Here is a 15,244-nt window from a genome sequence, read left to right on the forward strand (position 1 = left end):
CCAGGGATCTTCTTCAGGTAGGAGGGAGTGTTAGAAAATGAACCATATATGTGTCGTGGGCAGCTTGAACAGAGATACAAGCCATCTGCTCGCAAGACTTCCGATGGTGGGGGAGACGGTGCATGGCATCAGCACCTCTTCCAGCGCCGGAGGCAAAGGCTGCAACCAAGCCGTATCCGCCGCACGCTTGGGCGCGAAGGTCGCCTTCATCGGCAAGGTCGGTGAAGATAAAGCCGGCGATCAGCTTCTGGCGGTGCTGAAGGAGGAGCAAATCGACACCTCCCATATCGATGTCGATCCGAAGGTGCATTCCGGAGAAGCGACGATCCTGATTCAAGAGGACGGGAAAAATGCCATTATCGTCACGCCGGGCGCCAATATGAGCATCCGCGAAGAAGATATAGAGCGGGCTTACTCGGCCATCGATCAGGCGGATATCGTCATCGCCCAGTTCGAAATTCCGATTCCGGCGGTAACCCAAGCGTTCGTCTATGCCAAACGGCAGGGCAAAGTGACGGTTCTCAATCCGGCTCCGGCCAAGGTGATTCCGGAGGAGCTGCTGCGGGCTACCGATATTCTGGTGCCGAATGAATCGGAGATGCAGATCATCACGGGAGTGGAGCCGAACAGCGACGATGCCATTCGCCAGGCGGCGGACCGGCTGCTCGGGTACGGCATCCGCTACGTCATCGTGACGCTGGGCGAGCAAGGGGCGCTTATCTGCCATGCGGACGGAGCTGCGCATGTGCCGGCGAAGCGGGTACCCGCGGTCGATACGACGGCCGCCGGCGATTCGTTCATCGGCGCCTTGTGCAGCCGCCTCGATCTCGCTCAATGGCAGGATGTCCGCCATATGCAGGACATCGTACGATTCGCCAACTCCTTCTCGGCGCTGGTCGTTCAGCGCAAGGGAGCCATTTCCTCGATTCCTTACGCGCATGAGATGGAATCTGTGCAGGAAAAATAATCGCATGGGCGGAATCACTCCGCCCATGCTTTTTCACTTTCAGCCATGAATCTCCCGCTGCTGCGGCTTGCCGATGCGCGTCGCTCCTCCCCTCGCGCCTTAATGGTAAACACATCGTCATACGTAAGCGCTAACCAATGACCAGATTGTATCCTTTTGCCTTCCCTTTGTTATTCGAATGTCATCCCTTTTCTTGCATCGAGGTTTATTCTTAATTAAGAAACCAGCATCAAGAGAAAAGATTGAACTTCCTAATGAACACCAAGAGAATAACTGTCGCTTTTGTACTGTCCTGCACGATGATCGCCAACATGTGCGCCGCGGCATTCGCAGCACCTGCACCAGACAAAACAGTCCATCCGTCCGCTGCAACCCCCGCCCAGAAGACAAAATATGCGAAGAGCGATATCGGCCTTGGCCTTACCCTGGCACAATCCAACCAATTGACACCGCTTATCAGCAAAGAATTGGGAAAAGCGAATGAACCGGTCTTGGATAAGAAGGCCCCGTCCGATTATGCCGCCAACTGGATGAAGAACGGGATTCGCTACGATCTGCAGGGCTTCGGCAAACTGTCCGAAATGTACATATCTGCGCCGGCTGTGCCTCAGGCGGAAAAACACTCGATCAAAACGGCCAATACATTCATCCATGTCAACGTGAACGTTCCGGTTCTGTCCGGCCTCAAAGACAAAAAGTACGAAGAACAGCTTAACGACATTTTGATGCGCCATGCACTCAAGGAGAAGGCGGAAGTCTACGCCTCGTCGAAGCAAGCCGCGCAAGAAGCGAAGAAGCAAAAAGTATCGTTCAACCCAGCCGAGCTGCACTCCGGCTTCCGCTTCGTGCAGAGCGGCAATGTCGTCTCGCTTATCGTCGATACGTTCAAAATCACGAATGCGGAAGCCAACGGCCAAAGCCGCACAGACTGCTATGTTTTCATTAACCAAGACAATGCCAAGGCGCTACAATTAGCCGATCTTTTCAAAGAAGACGTGGACTATAAAGCCTTGCTCGGCAATGTAGTCAGAAATCAAATTGCGCTGAAGAAAAACAAAGACGACTTCACGTTCACGGAAATAAAAGATACGCAAAGCTTCTACGTATCGAACGGCTATCTTGTGCTCACCTTCGAGCGCTATGAGATCGCCCCCGGGGCGGCAGGCGCGCCAACGTTCAAGCTGCCGTTGGCATCGATTCAGTCCAAGCTCTCCGATTCCTTCGTCCAGGCGCTGCAAGGCTGACTAGGCCTCTCATTTTTTCTAAGCATTGGAAATGAAGAAAACAGCCCACTCCGGCACTGGGCCGGGCTGGGCTGTTCTGCTTTATTTTCGATATTTTTCGACGGCCAGAGCGGCGTTCACCGCCTGATCGATGTCCTCATCCAGCGGCTTCACTCCGTTGCCGCGAAGGAATAGATGAAGAAAGAACTCGCGCGTCCCCCGGTTCCCTGTGACCGGACTGTGCGTAACGCCGGAAGGGGCGTAGCCGAGCTCCCTTACCCTTCTCACGAGATCTCTTAATATTTCCCGATACACGTCCGGCGACTCAATAACGCCGGTTCGCCGTATTTCAGGGTCATTTGTTTCGAATAGCGGCTTGACGAGACAGAGCATCTGCCCATCCGGTTCCAACAAAGCTCCTGCAATGGGAATTGTCTGCTTCAGCGACAAATAGGACAAATCCAGCGTCACAAGCGACGGCTTTGGCTGGAGCATCGTTGGCTTCAATTGCCCAATATTTATTTTCTCCATGCACACGACGCGGCGATCCTGCCGCAAGCGTCCCGCCAACTGGCCGTAGCCAACATCTACCGCGTACACTTGCGCGGCTCCATGTTGAAGCAGGCAATCCGTAAATCCGCCCGTGGAAGCGCCGGCATCCAGCGCGATACGCCCCGTTACGTCGATCCGGAAATGCCGCAGCGCGCCCTCCAACTTCAGGCCGCCCTTCCCGACGTATTTCCTCTCGCTCCCTTTGACGGCAATCCGGGCATCCGCTTTTACCGGTTCACCCGCATAAGCCGCTTCCTGCCCGTTCACGAAGACGCTACCCGCAAGAATCAGACTCTCTGCCTGCGCGCGGTCGTGAACATGTCCGCCATCCATTAGCGCCCTCCATAAGGGCATAGTCCGTTGTCCCATATTGAATCCTCCCCGAGATAGAAGTCCGAATGATCAGAGTCTTCTTCCGGGAGGAGGGACACGGATTGAACAGCCGCGTTATATCTCGACTATAAGATGGTACATCGCTGTCTCCTTCCTATGTACGTCGTCTGTTTTAATCTTGATTCAGCGCCGGAAGTCCGCTTAACAGCCGCTGCGCCTCTTCCATGATCTCCATCACGATACGGGAAGCCGGATCGCCGTCCGTCAGCAGCCGCGTAGCTTGGCCGGCCCACAGCGACATGTAGTCCGCTTCATTCCGTGCTGCCGCGGCCTTGCGAATCTCATTCGTTGCCGAGTTCTGGGTCGGAAATGGCAGCGGCTCTACCCCGCTCTCATCGAACCGCCGTACAAACGCGTTGCTGATCCCCCGTGCCGGCCGTCCCGAGAACACCCGCGTAATGACGGTGCTCTCCTCCGTGCTGTCCAGCAGCGCTTGCTTATAGGCCGGATGGGCCCCCGATTCGGCGGCGGTCAAGAACCTCGTTCCGAGCTGAACTCCGCTCGCGCCCAAGGCCAAGGCCGCCACCAGACCGCGCCCGTCCATCACGCCGCCCGCCGCGACGACCGGGACCCGTACCTGATCGGCGATCTGAGGCACGAGAGAGAACGTGCCGATATTGGCTCCGTCCGGGTGCAGGCCGACGTCGAACGTGCCGCGATGGCCGCCGGCGTCGCTGCCCTGGGCCACGATGACGTCGCTGCCCGCCCGTTCCGCTTCCACCGCTTCGCGGACGGTCGTCACCATCGTCGTGACCCGAATGCCCCGCCGCTTCACTTCTTCCATGAACCGGGCCGGCAGAACGCCGAATGCGGTGCTGATAACAGGCACATTCTCCTCAAGCAGCACCTGCATCTGCCGCTCGAACCGATCGGGCGTATGCAGCTCCGCGGCCGGCTCTCCGAGCCCAAGCTCGGAGAGCCGGCCGCGCAGCACATCGTTCACCTCGGCGATTCGGCTCGCATCGTCCGTCATATCGGCCGCGAACAGATTGACCGCGAACGGCTTGGCGGTCCGCTGACGGATCAGCCGAATCGCCGCCCGGATATCGTCCGGCTCCATATAGGCCGCCCCCAGCGTTCCGAGGGCGCCTGCCTCGGACACGCTCGCCACGAGATCCGCGGTCGTCGGTCCGCCCGCCATGCCGGCTTGCACGATAGGATACGCGATATTCAATGCTTTGCACAGCTCCGTGGCCATCTTCATCTTGATCTCAGCTCCTTTCCATCCATTTTAGGGCCCGCCGTTCTTAAGCCGAGCATCCTTTAAGTACCAATCCCTACCTTTCGGCAGAAAACGAGAGCTTTAGCAAGATCGATTCCGAAGCCGAGTCATTTTTGTTCTCATGGGAAAGACATTCGTTCACCCATTAGATACCTTTTCTTAATCGGATGTTACGATTTTATGACAGCGCGATATCGCATGAGGAACCGTCCGCAAGGCAGGCGGCCCCTTCGTGAGCGAAGCCGAAAAAACCGGATGCAACAAGGCTTTGCACGAACATGTCATAGCTCTATTGCACAAATAATTACCAGTCAAAGCGAGTCCCCTCCGCGCGAAAACCGCACTTTCCAGCGTCCTCCTAATGTGACAATATTGCAAACTCGGCCTTTCCGCCCATAAATGTGTACAAAAATCAAAACGGCCGATTTCGGCCGAATACGCGTGATTTTTGTCACATATCACATTTAATCGTTTATTTTTTTGGTTTTCACATCCAATGTCAAACCATTTAATGTCATTTATGGTTTTCTATATGCTTTGTTTTTCTACTCCCTTCTTACTAACATAGACTGTGAAATCATTATCCCGACATATTTCAGCGAAGTTCATCACACATAGAAAGGGGTATTTTTGTGAAAAAGAGATGGTCGCTATCTTTTCTTTTCCTATCTCTTATCATCCTGCTGACCGGATGTGATTCATCACTGCTCGTGCTGGATCCAAAAGGTCCGGTGGCCAAGACCCAATCGGACACGATCATCTTCTCCATGTTTATTATGGCGGGCGTGCTGCTGGTCGTCTACGTCCTGTACATCTACATGCTGACCAAGTACCGGGCGTCGAAGGCCGCGCCGGATTATGAGCCGCCTCATATGGAGGGAAGCACATGGCTGGAAATTACGTGGACTCTCATTCCGGTCATTATCGTCATCATTCTGTCGGTCGTTACGATTCGATCGACCAATGCCGTGGAGACAACGCCGGCGGGCTATGAGGATCAGAAGCCGCTTATCGTCTATGCCTCCTCCTCGAACTGGAAGTGGCATTTCAGCTATCCGGAAGAAGGCGTCGAGACGGTCAATTACGTCAACATTCCGACGAACCGGCCAGTCGAGTTCCGGCTCTATTCCTACGGGCCGATTACAAGCTTCTGGATTCCCCAGCTCGGCGGGCAGAAATACGCCATGAGCGACATGGTGACCAAGCTGCGGCTCGTGGCCGAACATGAGGGTTCCTTCATGGGCAAGAACTCCAACTTCTCGGGCGCGGGCTTTGCCCACATGGATTTCGAGGCATTGGCCATGTCGCCGGAAGCCTTCGACAAATGGGTGAACGAAGTGAAAACCACCGCTCCGGCACTGACGAGCGAAGAGTTCGATGCCTTGCTCGCGACGGAGCATGTCGGACGCAAAAGCTACTCGTCAACCCATCTGGACTTCAAGCCTGCGCCTGAAGGCGAGCATGCAGGCCATCATCACGGATCGGACGATGCGACCGCTCCGGAATCAGACTCGGAGCACTCCGGCACGAACCACACGGGAACGGAGCATTCGGACACCGACCATGCGAATATGAATCATTCGGATATGGATCACGGTGCGATGAACGGTTCAGAGCCGGATCATGAGCAGACGGAGCACTCTCAGCATGGCAACTAGATTCGCAGAGAAAGGAGTCAAATCTGTATGAAATGGGACGAATTTTTCGTTACCGGAGAACCGATGATCTACGGCGCGATGGCCAGTATCGTCATCGTGTCGCTCGCTATCGTGATCGGGTTAACCTATTTTAAAAAATGGGGTTACCTGTGGCGCGAATGGCTGACGACCGTCGATCATAAGCGCATCGGCGTCATGTATATCATCGCCGCGCTCCTCATGCTGTTCCGCGGCGGCGTCGACGCCCTGCTGATGCGTACGCAGCTCGCGGCTCCGGACATGAAGTTCCTGGATGCGCAGCACTATAATGAGATCTTTACGACACACGGGGTCATCATGATCCTGTTCATGGCGATGCCGTTCATTATCGGCTTAATGAACGTCGTGATACCGCTTCAGATCGGGGCCCGCGACGTCGCATTCCCCCGCCTGAATGCGGTCAGCTTCTGGCTGTTCTTCTTCGGGGCGATGCTGTTCAACATTTCGTTCGTTATCGGGGGTTCGCCGGACGCCGGCTGGACCGCTTACTTCCCGCTGGCGAGCGTCGAGTTCAGTCCGACCGTCGGCATGAACTTCTACTCCATCGCGCTGCAGATTGCCGGTATCGGTACCTTGATGACCGGGGTCAACTTCATCGTGACGATTCTCAAAATGCGCGCGCCTGGCATGACGCTGATGCGCATGCCGATGTTCACGTGGTCGGTTCTGATCACCTGCGTCATCATCCTGTTCGCGTTCCCGGTTCTGACGGTAGCGCTCGCCCTGATGATGTTCGACCGGATGTTCGGGGCGCAATTCTTCACGATGGCCAATGGCGGCATGGATATGCTGTGGGCCAACCTGTTCTGGGTATGGGGCCATCCGGAGGTCTATATCGTCGTCCTCCCTGCGTTCGGGATTTACAGCGAGATTATCTCGACCTTCTCGCGCAAAAACTTGTACGGCTATAAATCGATGGTATTCAGCATGGTTGCCATCTCGCTCCTGTCCTTCGTCGTATGGGCGCACCACTTCTATACGATGGGCCACGGGGCCATGGTCAACGGCTTCTTCTCCGTCACGACGATGGCGATTGCCGTGCCGACCGGGGTTAAAATATTCAACTGGCTCTTCACGATGCAAAAAGGGAAGATACAGTTTACGACACCGATGATGTATGCCCTCGCCTTCATTCCGATCTTCACGATCGGGGGCGTCACGGGCGTCATGCTCGCGATGGCGAGCGCCGACTATCAATACCATAATACGATGTTCCTGGTCGCGCACTTCCACTATGTGCTGATTCCGGGCACCGTGTTCGCGGTCATTGCCGGCATGTACTACTGGTTCCCGAAAATTTTCGGCTTCCGCCTGAACGAGCGTCTGGGCAAAATCAGCTTCTGGTTCATCGCGATCTGCTTCAACATCACGTTCTTGCCGCTGTTCTTCCTCGGCTTGAACGGCATGACGCGCCGGATGTACACGTACTCGGCCGAGACCGGATTCGGTCCGCTGAACCTGATCGCCACAATCGGCGCCTTTGGTCTGGCTATCGGCTTCGCGATTCTCGTGTACAACATTTACTGGAGCGCACGGTATGCGCCGAGAGACAAGACCGGCGACCCTTGGGATGCGCGCACGCTGGAGTGGAGCACGCACAGTCCGGTGCCGGAGTACAACTTCGCCGTTATCCCGACTGTGAAGAGCTTGGACGCGTTCTGGTTCTGGAAAAAAGACAAACAGCCGTTGTATGAAGACAAAATCGAAGAGATCCATATGCCGAATAACAGCGGGCAACCGTTTATTCTGGGCGTTATCTTCTTCTTCCTGGGCTTCTTCCTCGTCTTTAGCTGGTGGATTCCGTCCATTATCGCCGGACTGGGTGTGCTGATTATGCTCGCGGTTCGCTCCTTCGAGCGCGATCACGGCCACCACATTCCAGTGAAGACGATTCAGGAGACGGAACAACGATTGCGGGGTGAACAAGCATGAAATTAGACAACACGCTGCCGCTTGAATATCGCTCGGAGGAGAACAGCAACCGTATTTTCGGATTCTGGTTGTTCCTGGGGGCAGAGATTGTCCTCTTCTCCACTCTCTTTGCTGTCTATCTGACCTTGTGGAACCGTACGGGCAGCGGCCCGACGGGTACGGATATATTTGAACTGAAGGGCGTCCTGATCGAGACGTTCCTGCTTCTGACCAGCAGCTTCACCTGCGGTCTCGCGATTCACAGCATGCGTCTCGGACTGAAGAAGCCGTCGCTCGTCTTCTTCGGCATCACCCTGCTGCTCGGCCTCGGCTTCCTCGGCGTCGAGATTTTCGAATTCGTGACCTATGTCCATGAAGGTGCAACGCTGCAGACGAGCGCCTTCCTGTCCAGCTTGTTCGTGCTGCTGGGCACGCACGGCGCGCACGTCACGCTGGGCCTGCTGTGGGGAGCGGGGATTATGATTCAGATTTCGCGCGAAGGCTTTACGCTGGATACGGCGAACAAGTCGTTCATCTTCTCGCTGTACTGGCACTTCCTTGACGTCGTCTGGATCTTCATCTTCAGCTTTGTCTACTTGAAAGGATTGATGTGACATGAAACAACTATTCCCGATTCGTCATGTGATGGGATATGTCTTCTCTCTCATCCTTTCTGTCGTCGCGCTGGCCGTCATTTTCTGGGATATGTCGTTCGCCATGGGAATGACCATCCTGCTCGTCTGCGCAGCTATCCAGGCATCGGTGCAGCTGTTCTTGTTCATGCACGCTACGGAAGACAAGACAACGAAGTCGTCCAACATGACGAACCTCGTCTACGCGCTGTTCGTCGGTCTGGTGACCGTCTTCGGTACGCTGTTCACCATGATCTGGGGTTATCAATAAATCGATTCAGCCAAGCGGCTGCTTCTGAAGTCAGGGACTTCGGGGCGGCCGCTTTTTTGGTGCGGTGCGGCAGTTGACTGCCATAAGACCGTTGTCGTACGGGGCAGAAGGAGCGGGGACGGAGGCGGAACGAACCGGGCCTTCCTGAATACGGTAGGTCTAGGCGAATAACTATAGGGAGGATCCGAACGCTATGTACGATTACCCCATGTATCCTTATTACAGCACAATGACGAAGTGCGAGGAGCAGCCGATTACGTTCCCGCCCCAGCATCAAAATCAGCAGCCGGGATTGGAATATGTAATGTGTCCGCGGCCGATCGCGGAGAATCCGAACTATGCAGGCAGCGGCAAGCTTCGGGATCGGGCCGTGCTCATTACGGGCGGGGACAGCGGCATTGGGCGGGCCGTGGCCATTGCTTGCGCCAAGGAAGGAGCGGCGGTCGCATTCGCTTATCTGTATGAAGAAGCCGATGCGCAAGAGACCCGTGCCCGGATCGAGCAGTTGGGAGGGAACGTCCTGGCGATGAAGGCCGATCTGCGCAGCCGGGCCGCATGCTGCGACATTGTGGAGCAGACGCTGCGCCGCTTCGGACGGCTCGATGTACTGATCAACAATATTGGCGTGCAGTATCCGCAGCACAGCCTGCTTGATATTACGGAGGAGCAGCTGGAGCAGACGTTCCGCACCAATATTTTCTCCTTCTTCTTCGTCACGCAGGCGGCGCTGCCCCATCTGAAGCCGGGCAGCTCGATTATCAATACCGCTTCGATCACTGCTTACCGCGGCGAGAAGACCTTGATTGACTATTCGTCGACGAAGGGAGCCATCGTATCCTTCACCCGCTCATTATCCCTCTCGCTGGTCGAGCAGGGCATCCGCGTCAACGCGGTCGCCCCGGGCCCGATCTGGACGCCGCTCATTCCGTCCAGCTTCTCCGCCGATCGGGTGGCGGTCTTCGGCTCGGATACGCCGATGAAGCGGGCCGGGCAGCCGTTCGAGCTCGCTCCCGCCTATATCTACCTGGCGAGCGACGATTCCCGCTACGTTACCGGCGAGACGATGCATGTGAACGGCGGCGGGTTCATTACCTCTTGAGCCTGGCCGCCAGGAGCAGGGCGGTTCGCTGTCCGGCGGCCAGCCGGGCAGCCGATGGCCGGCCGAGGCTAGGCCGCCTTTTTTCGCATGACTTGATAGATAACTTCGGAGAACACCAGCCCCATCGCAATCGCGCCCGAGATCATCGCCGCCTTGACCGCAAGCTGAATGGCGATGTCATATTCGTTCCCGACCGCATGCCGCATCGCGTCATAGGCCATGCCCCCGGGCACAAGCGGGATAATGCCGGAAACATTGAACACAATGATCGGAGTCCGGTATTTTTTGGCGAAGACATGGCTTACCATCGTCACGACGAAGGAAGCGATCAAGGTCGCCGGAATGGCGTCGATCCCATACATCGTGCACGAGAGGTAGACGAGCCACCCGATTAAGCCGACGAAGCCGCACTGCACGAGATTTTTCCCCGGAACATTGAAAAGTATGCCGAAGGCAGCCGTTGCGAAGAAGCTGACCGCCGATTGTTCGATGAAGCTCATTCCCATCCTCCTTCCCTTATCCGAGGGACAAGACGCATGCGATGCCGGCTCCGATCGCGAAGGCGGTCAGAAACGCTTCCGCGCCCTTCGAGATGCCGGAGACGAGATGTCCGGCCATCAGATCCCGCACGGCATTCGTAATCAGCAGTCCGGGCACGAGCGGCATGACCGAGCCGATGATGATTTTGTCCAAGTCGCGCCCCAGCCCGTATGTGACGCATAGATAGGACACCGTCCCGATGGCGATCGACGCCAGGAACTCGGCGAAAAACTTGATGCGCACCAACCCGTGCACATACAGCAGCAGCGAGAAGCCGATGCCGCCCGCCAGCATCGCCGGCACGAATTCGGGCCAGCCGCCCCGGAACATAATGGCGAAGCAGCCGCTGGATAGGGTCGCCGCGGCGATTTGCAGCCATAGCGGATGGGCCAGCCGGGCCTTGTCGATTCGCTGCAGCAAGCGCAGCGCTTCCGACGGCGGCAGCCCGTCCCCGCTAATCCTGCGCGAAATATGGTTGACGAGCGTCACCTTCTTCAGATCGGTCGACCGCTCCCCGATGCGGAACAGCCGGGTTGTCGGCGCGGAGCCGTCAATGGCGAAGATGATGCCGGTCGGCGTCACGAAGCTATGACTGTTCTCGTACCCGTAAGCAGCCGCAATCCGCATCATCGTATCCTCCACCCGGTACGTCTCGCCGCCGCATTGGAGCATAATTTTCCCCGCAAGAAGACATACCTGGGTCACCTCGTAGCTTGCACTCGGCTGTGCGCTCATTGCTTCACTTCCCATATTGGCCATCTGCGCTGTCATTGATGAGAGGCTTGGGACATGCCTCGATGTCCATTCGCAAAAAGGAGAGCCTTCGCTCTCCTTCTCTATCACTCTGCCTATAGTGTAACCGACGCCTCCCGGTTTAGTCCAGATGAGGAAAATGCAGCCTGCCAGGCACCCGCCACCTAGGTGCGATACACATTGTGATGCCATTCCTGATGCAGGAACGGGCCGTCACAATTCCGCACTGCTTCATCATAAGACAAAGGTTGTTCGCTAACCAATATCGCCTCGAAGTAAGCGATACGATTCGCAATATCGCGTTCGATTGCCTCCCGGCCGCTGATGATCGGGCCATGGCTCGGGATAAGCGTATAATCGCCGTATTCCCTAAGCTTATCCAGCGAGTCCCGATGTCTCGCCACATACTGGCCGCTGTCAACCGATGGCAGAATCGCTTCTCTGCCGTTCGTGAACATGAGCTCGTCGCCGATATGAACGTACTGCCGGTTAATAGTGACAAGCGCGCTGCAATGCGCATGGCCGGGGAAGGCAGAACAGGTTAGGTTAGGGCAAGCTGGTCCCCGCATGAAATTGCTGCACAGGCGCAGCATTTTTAACCTCAATAGGCTAAATTCCGAGAAAATCCTGCCAAATTACATTATTTCGCCATTTTGAACGCTATTTATGCCTCGCCGCACGGTAATTGCTGTATTTTTGCAGTAATCGTATTTTCGCATCCTCGTGTCAATGAAATTGCTGCATTCTTGCAGTATTGGTGTAGCAGATGACTAGAGTGGCGGGAGATACTGGAGGTTTAGTGGAGTGGATGACCGGAGTTTCAGACGTTCTGGCCGGGAACGATGGAAGATTATATGGAGATGTATTTGCGAACCAATCAGACCTTGAAGGGCGTTTCGGAGCGGCTGCGCGCCAGGGCGGATCATCACCATCCGCTCGCCGCGGCTGAATGATGAATTTTTTGCGTTCTGCCGCAGCAATCCGTGTTTGCCGGACTTCATACCGCTTCATTTCTATCCGCATGACCATATTGAGGAGGTGCTTCACGCCGAACTGGCCGCTCCGCTGGGGCTCCCGTTGCATCGGTACCGCCAAATAGTGGAGGAGTTCATGGGGACACTTCCGAATCCGGATTGTTTGCGGGACATGCTTGCGCAGGTGATGAGGCTGCTAGCCGAGCAAGGGCTGTCTGACAAGGAATTGGTTCTCACAGAATGGAATTCGACCGCCTATCAGGGAATTGAAGAATGACACCGTGTATAAGGCGGCCTATCTCGCCAAAACCATTGTCGACAGTCTTAATGACTGACAACTATATGTCAGCCATGATACGACAACCACATCTCATAAATATATTGTTGGACGGCATTTCTGACCTGGGGAGGATCGACGACCGTACAGTCCTTGCCGAAGCCAATGATGAACTTGAATAGACCTTCTTCATACGGAAAATAATCCGTGACGAGAAAATGTCCCTCTTCGGTTCTCGTTATCGACTGCTTCGGGAAGTGCTCCGCCAGTTGTCCTCCGATGCGGGCAGAGAACTGCAGCGTCACCTGATGCTGCTGTGATAATACCCCTCATCGAGCAGTCGCTGTACCGCTTCCGCCGTATTCGGCCGCTTCTCGTAATGACCGCCCAACTGCAGCTGCCGGATCCGCACCAGCTTGAAGCGGCGGTAACCGTTCCGGATGCGGCAATAGCCATTAAGATTCCAGTGGCCTCCAGAGAAAGCGATCTGAACCGGCTCTACCGTCCGCTCCTCGACGTCCATGCGCCGGTTCATATAATCGAAGACAAGCAGTCTTGATTGCTCCAGCGCTTGATTTATCAGCTGCAGGCTGCTCCTCAGCTCATCCTCCATGCTGAAATGAGACAGGTTGATGCTCCATGCATCCGCGGAAGTAGTTCTGCGCTCATGCTCGAATTTCAACACCATATCGTTGAAATGCGGGTTCTTCCCGAACAGCACGTTCAAATTGTTCGCGACGGCCAGGAACGTCGCGGCCTCCCCTTCATTCAGGAACAGATTGGAGACTTGATAATTCTCCATCAGGTAGTAGCCTCCGCCCGGCCCGCCGAGCGCCGCGATCGGCACCCCGGCTTCGCCCAGCATGTCGATATCCCGGTAGATCGTGCGAAGAGAGTGCGAAGAGAGACCTCGAAGTGTTCGGCCAGTTCCTGGCCCGTCACCTTGCCCCGCTGCGAGATGATTAGCAGCATAGAGAGCAGCCGTTCGACTCTCATGAACCTATCGATTCCTTCCGCTCGGGCACGGGCAGATCGTGCTCTTCTTCCGGCGGGAGATCCTTGGTGAAGCGCGCTTCAATCTTCTTGCTGACCCATAGCGAGGCGGCAAGAAACAACACCACGTACACAATCTGAATCGGATGATGAACGAACCTCATCAAGTCATGCCCGATGTACGAGACCGCGAACACCATAATCGCCTTGCCAAACGTGACCGCAATGAAGAAAGAGCGGATGCGCATCCGGGCGATGGCGGCCGCCATATTGATAATGACGAACGGACCGACCGGAAAAATACTGAGCAGAAAGACATAGCTGAACGCATTGCGCCGCACCCACAGCAAGCTCTTCTTCACCTTGGGCTTCTGCGCGTAGCGCTGAAAATATCGATGTCCGGCGATGGTACGGACGATGAGGAACGTGACCATGCATCCGGCGATCATGCCGAGCCAGGAATAGAAGAACCCGGGCCACAGCCCGTATACGGCGGCATTGACGCCGACGATCACAATCGTTGGCAGCGGGGGAATGAACGATTTCATGAAGGTCAGCAAAATGCCGGGCAGCGGACCGAACGACCGGAACTGCTCCAGCAGATTCCTGAGGTTCTCCTCCGTCACGTAAGACATCATATTCGATAGCTCCATATCGTGTATGCACCAACTTTTATTCAGCGTGATGGGACAGAGCCAAGCTCCTCGCTTCGGCACTTATCCTCCGCCTTAGCATAGCATAAATATCGGGCCAGGAGATGACCGATCCGCGCTGCCACCAATTGTTCAAATAAAGCAAACAGAGCCGCTTGCCGCCAGGCCGCCACCCATCCCCATCAACCGGCCATCAGATTTTTGGCCCCTTGCGGATAGAACACGGAGATATGATCGACATGCGGATTCGGGTTCTTGCCGGTTGGCTTGGGCACAATGAATTTGAGCTCGTAATCCGCGCTGGCCTCGTATACATAGATCGCATCGCCGCCGGTCTCGCGCACATCCTTCGCTTTGCCCAGCGCCTTCTCCACATCCTCCAGCGTCAGCTTCCGCACTTCCGGACCGTCCGATCAGACGTCGAAAATCTGCATGCCCTTGTTATAGCCGAAGATGATATGCCGCTTCTCATAGGTGGCGTACATGCCATGTCCCGCGAACTCGTCCTTGTCCGGCTCGCCCCATTCCTTCTCCACGTCATCCATCAAGCCATGCTCGACGGCGAAGTCGCTGTGCGCCACCCGCCCTTCGGCAGCGAGCTTCATCATCTCCTCCACCTCTTCCTCCGCAGTCGGCTCGCCCTTCTCCGGCTCCGGCTTCGTCACGCCGGAAGTCTCGGAGTCGCCGGAAGGCGCCGATGCGGGCGGTTTGTCCGCCGCCGGCGCATCCGGTGAAGGGGACGGCGTCTCAGACACGGTACCGGCAGCAGCAGCGTCGGGGCAGCTCATGAACCGAAGCGTGTTCTCATAGGCGAGGGTGACTGATCGGCGAGTGCGCCGGAGACAGTCCGGAGAGTCCGTTCCCTGAATCCCTTATGGAAAGGAGGAATTCCCTTGAAGCTTTTTGTCGGTATTGACGTCAGTTCCGAAGAACTGGAAGCATGTTTTATGAATTCGGATGGCGACACCCTGGAGACCTTCAAGACCAACAACAATCTGCACGGCGCTTCTTACTTGCGGGATCGCATCATTTCTGCCGCAGTCAAGACAGCCTGCTCCGAGGTTCATATCGGGCTGGAAGCAACATC

Annotated in this window: 18 protein-coding genes and 1 pseudogene; 9 read left to right on the plus strand and 10 right to left on the minus strand. The window is 56.0% G+C overall.

Going from position 1 to position 15,244, the window contains the following annotated elements; translation table 11 throughout:
* The first annotated feature begins 37 nt into the window (after window positions 1–37).
* Window positions 38–967 (plus strand): ribokinase, encoded by a 930-nt coding sequence (gene rbsK / locus ABD76_RS23590; RefSeq protein WP_197259470.1) that lies wholly within the window; start codon window positions 38–40, stop codon window positions 965–967.
* Between the two features lie 254 nt (window positions 968–1,221).
* Entirely contained in the window at window positions 1,222–2,211 is a 990-nt protein-coding gene (locus ABD76_RS23595; protein ID WP_197259471.1) for a DUF3298 and DUF4163 domain-containing protein, read from the plus strand.
* Window positions 2,212–2,292: 81 nt separating this feature from the next.
* Here the strand turns inward: ABD76_RS23595 and ABD76_RS23600 are convergent, their stop codons facing one another.
* The gene (locus ABD76_RS23600) at window positions 2,293–3,111 is read right to left on the minus strand and encodes a TlyA family RNA methyltransferase (RefSeq protein ID WP_197259472.1); all 819 of its coding nucleotides are present in this window, start codon (window positions 3,109–3,111) and stop codon (window positions 2,293–2,295) included.
* A 136-nt stretch (window positions 3,112–3,247) separates the two neighbouring features.
* The gene (locus tag ABD76_RS23605) at window positions 3,248–4,339 is read right to left on the minus strand and encodes an NAD(P)H-dependent flavin oxidoreductase (protein WP_197259473.1); all 1,092 of its coding nucleotides are present in this window, start codon (window positions 4,337–4,339) and stop codon (window positions 3,248–3,250) included.
* Window positions 4,340–4,989: 650 nt separating this feature from the next.
* Between ABD76_RS23605 and qoxA the strand changes: the two genes are divergently transcribed.
* From qoxA to ABD76_RS23630, 5 genes are all read left to right on the plus strand, one after another.
* Window positions 4,990–6,015 (plus strand): cytochrome aa3 quinol oxidase subunit II, encoded by a 1,026-nt coding sequence (gene qoxA, locus ABD76_RS23610; protein WP_197259474.1) that lies wholly within the window; start codon window positions 4,990–4,992, stop codon window positions 6,013–6,015.
* Window positions 6,016–6,042: 27 nt separating this feature from the next.
* On the plus strand, window positions 6,043–7,986 hold the full coding sequence (gene qoxB / locus ABD76_RS23615) for a cytochrome aa3 quinol oxidase subunit I (protein WP_197259475.1): 1,944 nt from the start codon (window positions 6,043–6,045) through the stop codon (window positions 7,984–7,986).
* Entirely contained in the window at window positions 7,983–8,579 is a 597-nt protein-coding gene (qoxC, locus tag ABD76_RS23620) for a cytochrome aa3 quinol oxidase subunit III (RefSeq protein ID WP_197259476.1), read from the plus strand. Before qoxB ends, qoxC begins: the two co-directional genes overlap by 4 nt.
* A 1-nt stretch (window position 8,580) precedes the next feature.
* Window positions 8,581–8,868, plus strand: coding sequence for a cytochrome aa3 quinol oxidase subunit IV (gene qoxD, locus ABD76_RS23625; protein WP_006679562.1), 288 nt, complete (start codon window positions 8,581–8,583; stop codon window positions 8,866–8,868).
* A 193-nt stretch (window positions 8,869–9,061) separates the two neighbouring features.
* Window positions 9,062–9,967: an SDR family oxidoreductase gene (locus tag ABD76_RS23630; protein WP_197259477.1), complete on the plus strand. Its 906-nt coding sequence runs from the start codon at window positions 9,062–9,064 to the stop codon at window positions 9,965–9,967.
* A gap of 68 nt (window positions 9,968–10,035) precedes the next feature.
* On the opposite strand, the gene ABD76_RS23635 is transcribed toward ABD76_RS23630, so the two are convergent.
* From ABD76_RS23635 to ABD76_RS23645, 3 genes are all read right to left on the minus strand, one after another.
* Complete coding sequence (locus ABD76_RS23635) at window positions 10,036–10,467, minus strand: threonine/serine exporter family protein (RefSeq protein WP_197259478.1); 432 nt, start codon at window positions 10,465–10,467, stop codon at window positions 10,036–10,038.
* A 16-nt stretch (window positions 10,468–10,483) separates the two neighbouring features.
* Window positions 10,484–11,242, minus strand: a complete 759-nt coding sequence (locus ABD76_RS23640) for a threonine/serine exporter family protein (protein WP_197259479.1) — start codon at window positions 11,240–11,242, stop codon at window positions 10,484–10,486.
* Window positions 11,243–11,424: 182 nt separating this feature from the next.
* Window positions 11,425–11,865: an MBL fold metallo-hydrolase gene (locus ABD76_RS23645; protein ID WP_197259480.1), complete on the minus strand. Its 441-nt coding sequence runs from the start codon at window positions 11,863–11,865 to the stop codon at window positions 11,425–11,427.
* Between the two features lie 382 nt (window positions 11,866–12,247).
* Between ABD76_RS23645 and ABD76_RS23650 the strand changes: the two genes are divergently transcribed.
* Window positions 12,248–12,511, plus strand: a complete 264-nt coding sequence (locus tag ABD76_RS23650; RefSeq protein ID WP_197259481.1) for a hypothetical protein — start codon at window positions 12,248–12,250, stop codon at window positions 12,509–12,511.
* A gap of 68 nt (window positions 12,512–12,579) precedes the next feature.
* On the opposite strand, the gene ABD76_RS30275 is transcribed toward ABD76_RS23650, so the two are convergent.
* The 5 genes and pseudogenes from ABD76_RS30275 to ABD76_RS23665 form a co-directional block, all read right to left on the minus strand.
* Complete coding sequence (locus ABD76_RS30275) at window positions 12,580–12,816, minus strand: WCX domain-containing protein (RefSeq protein ID WP_338125188.1); 237 nt, start codon at window positions 12,814–12,816, stop codon at window positions 12,580–12,582.
* A complete protein-coding gene (locus ABD76_RS30280) occupies window positions 12,813–13,376 on the minus strand; it encodes a helix-turn-helix transcriptional regulator (protein WP_275100858.1) in 564 nt (187 codons plus the stop codon). Before ABD76_RS30280 ends, ABD76_RS30275 begins: the two co-directional genes overlap by 4 nt.
* Window positions 13,313–13,507 (minus strand): HTH domain-containing protein, encoded by a 195-nt coding sequence (locus ABD76_RS29915; RefSeq protein WP_338125189.1) that lies wholly within the window; start codon window positions 13,505–13,507, stop codon window positions 13,313–13,315. The genes ABD76_RS30280 and ABD76_RS29915 overlap by 64 nt, the downstream gene beginning before the upstream one ends.
* A complete protein-coding gene (locus ABD76_RS23660) occupies window positions 13,504–14,157 on the minus strand; it encodes a TVP38/TMEM64 family protein (RefSeq protein WP_197259482.1) in 654 nt (217 codons plus the stop codon). Before ABD76_RS23660 ends, ABD76_RS29915 begins: the two co-directional genes overlap by 4 nt.
* 182 nt (window positions 14,158–14,339) lie before the next feature.
* Window positions 14,340–14,945: pseudogene (locus ABD76_RS23665) on the minus strand (YjgB family protein).
* A gap of 105 nt (window positions 14,946–15,050) precedes the next feature.
* Between ABD76_RS23665 and ABD76_RS23670 the strand changes: the two are divergent.
* The coding region (locus tag ABD76_RS23670; protein WP_197259483.1) for an IS110 family transposase at window positions 15,051–15,244 on the plus strand (194 nt) is incomplete at its 3' end.

The sequence above is a fragment of the Paenibacillus dendritiformis genome (assembly GCF_015845845.1).
Taxonomy (GTDB): domain Bacteria; phylum Bacillota; class Bacilli; order Paenibacillales; family Paenibacillaceae; genus Paenibacillus_B; species Paenibacillus_B dendritiformis_C.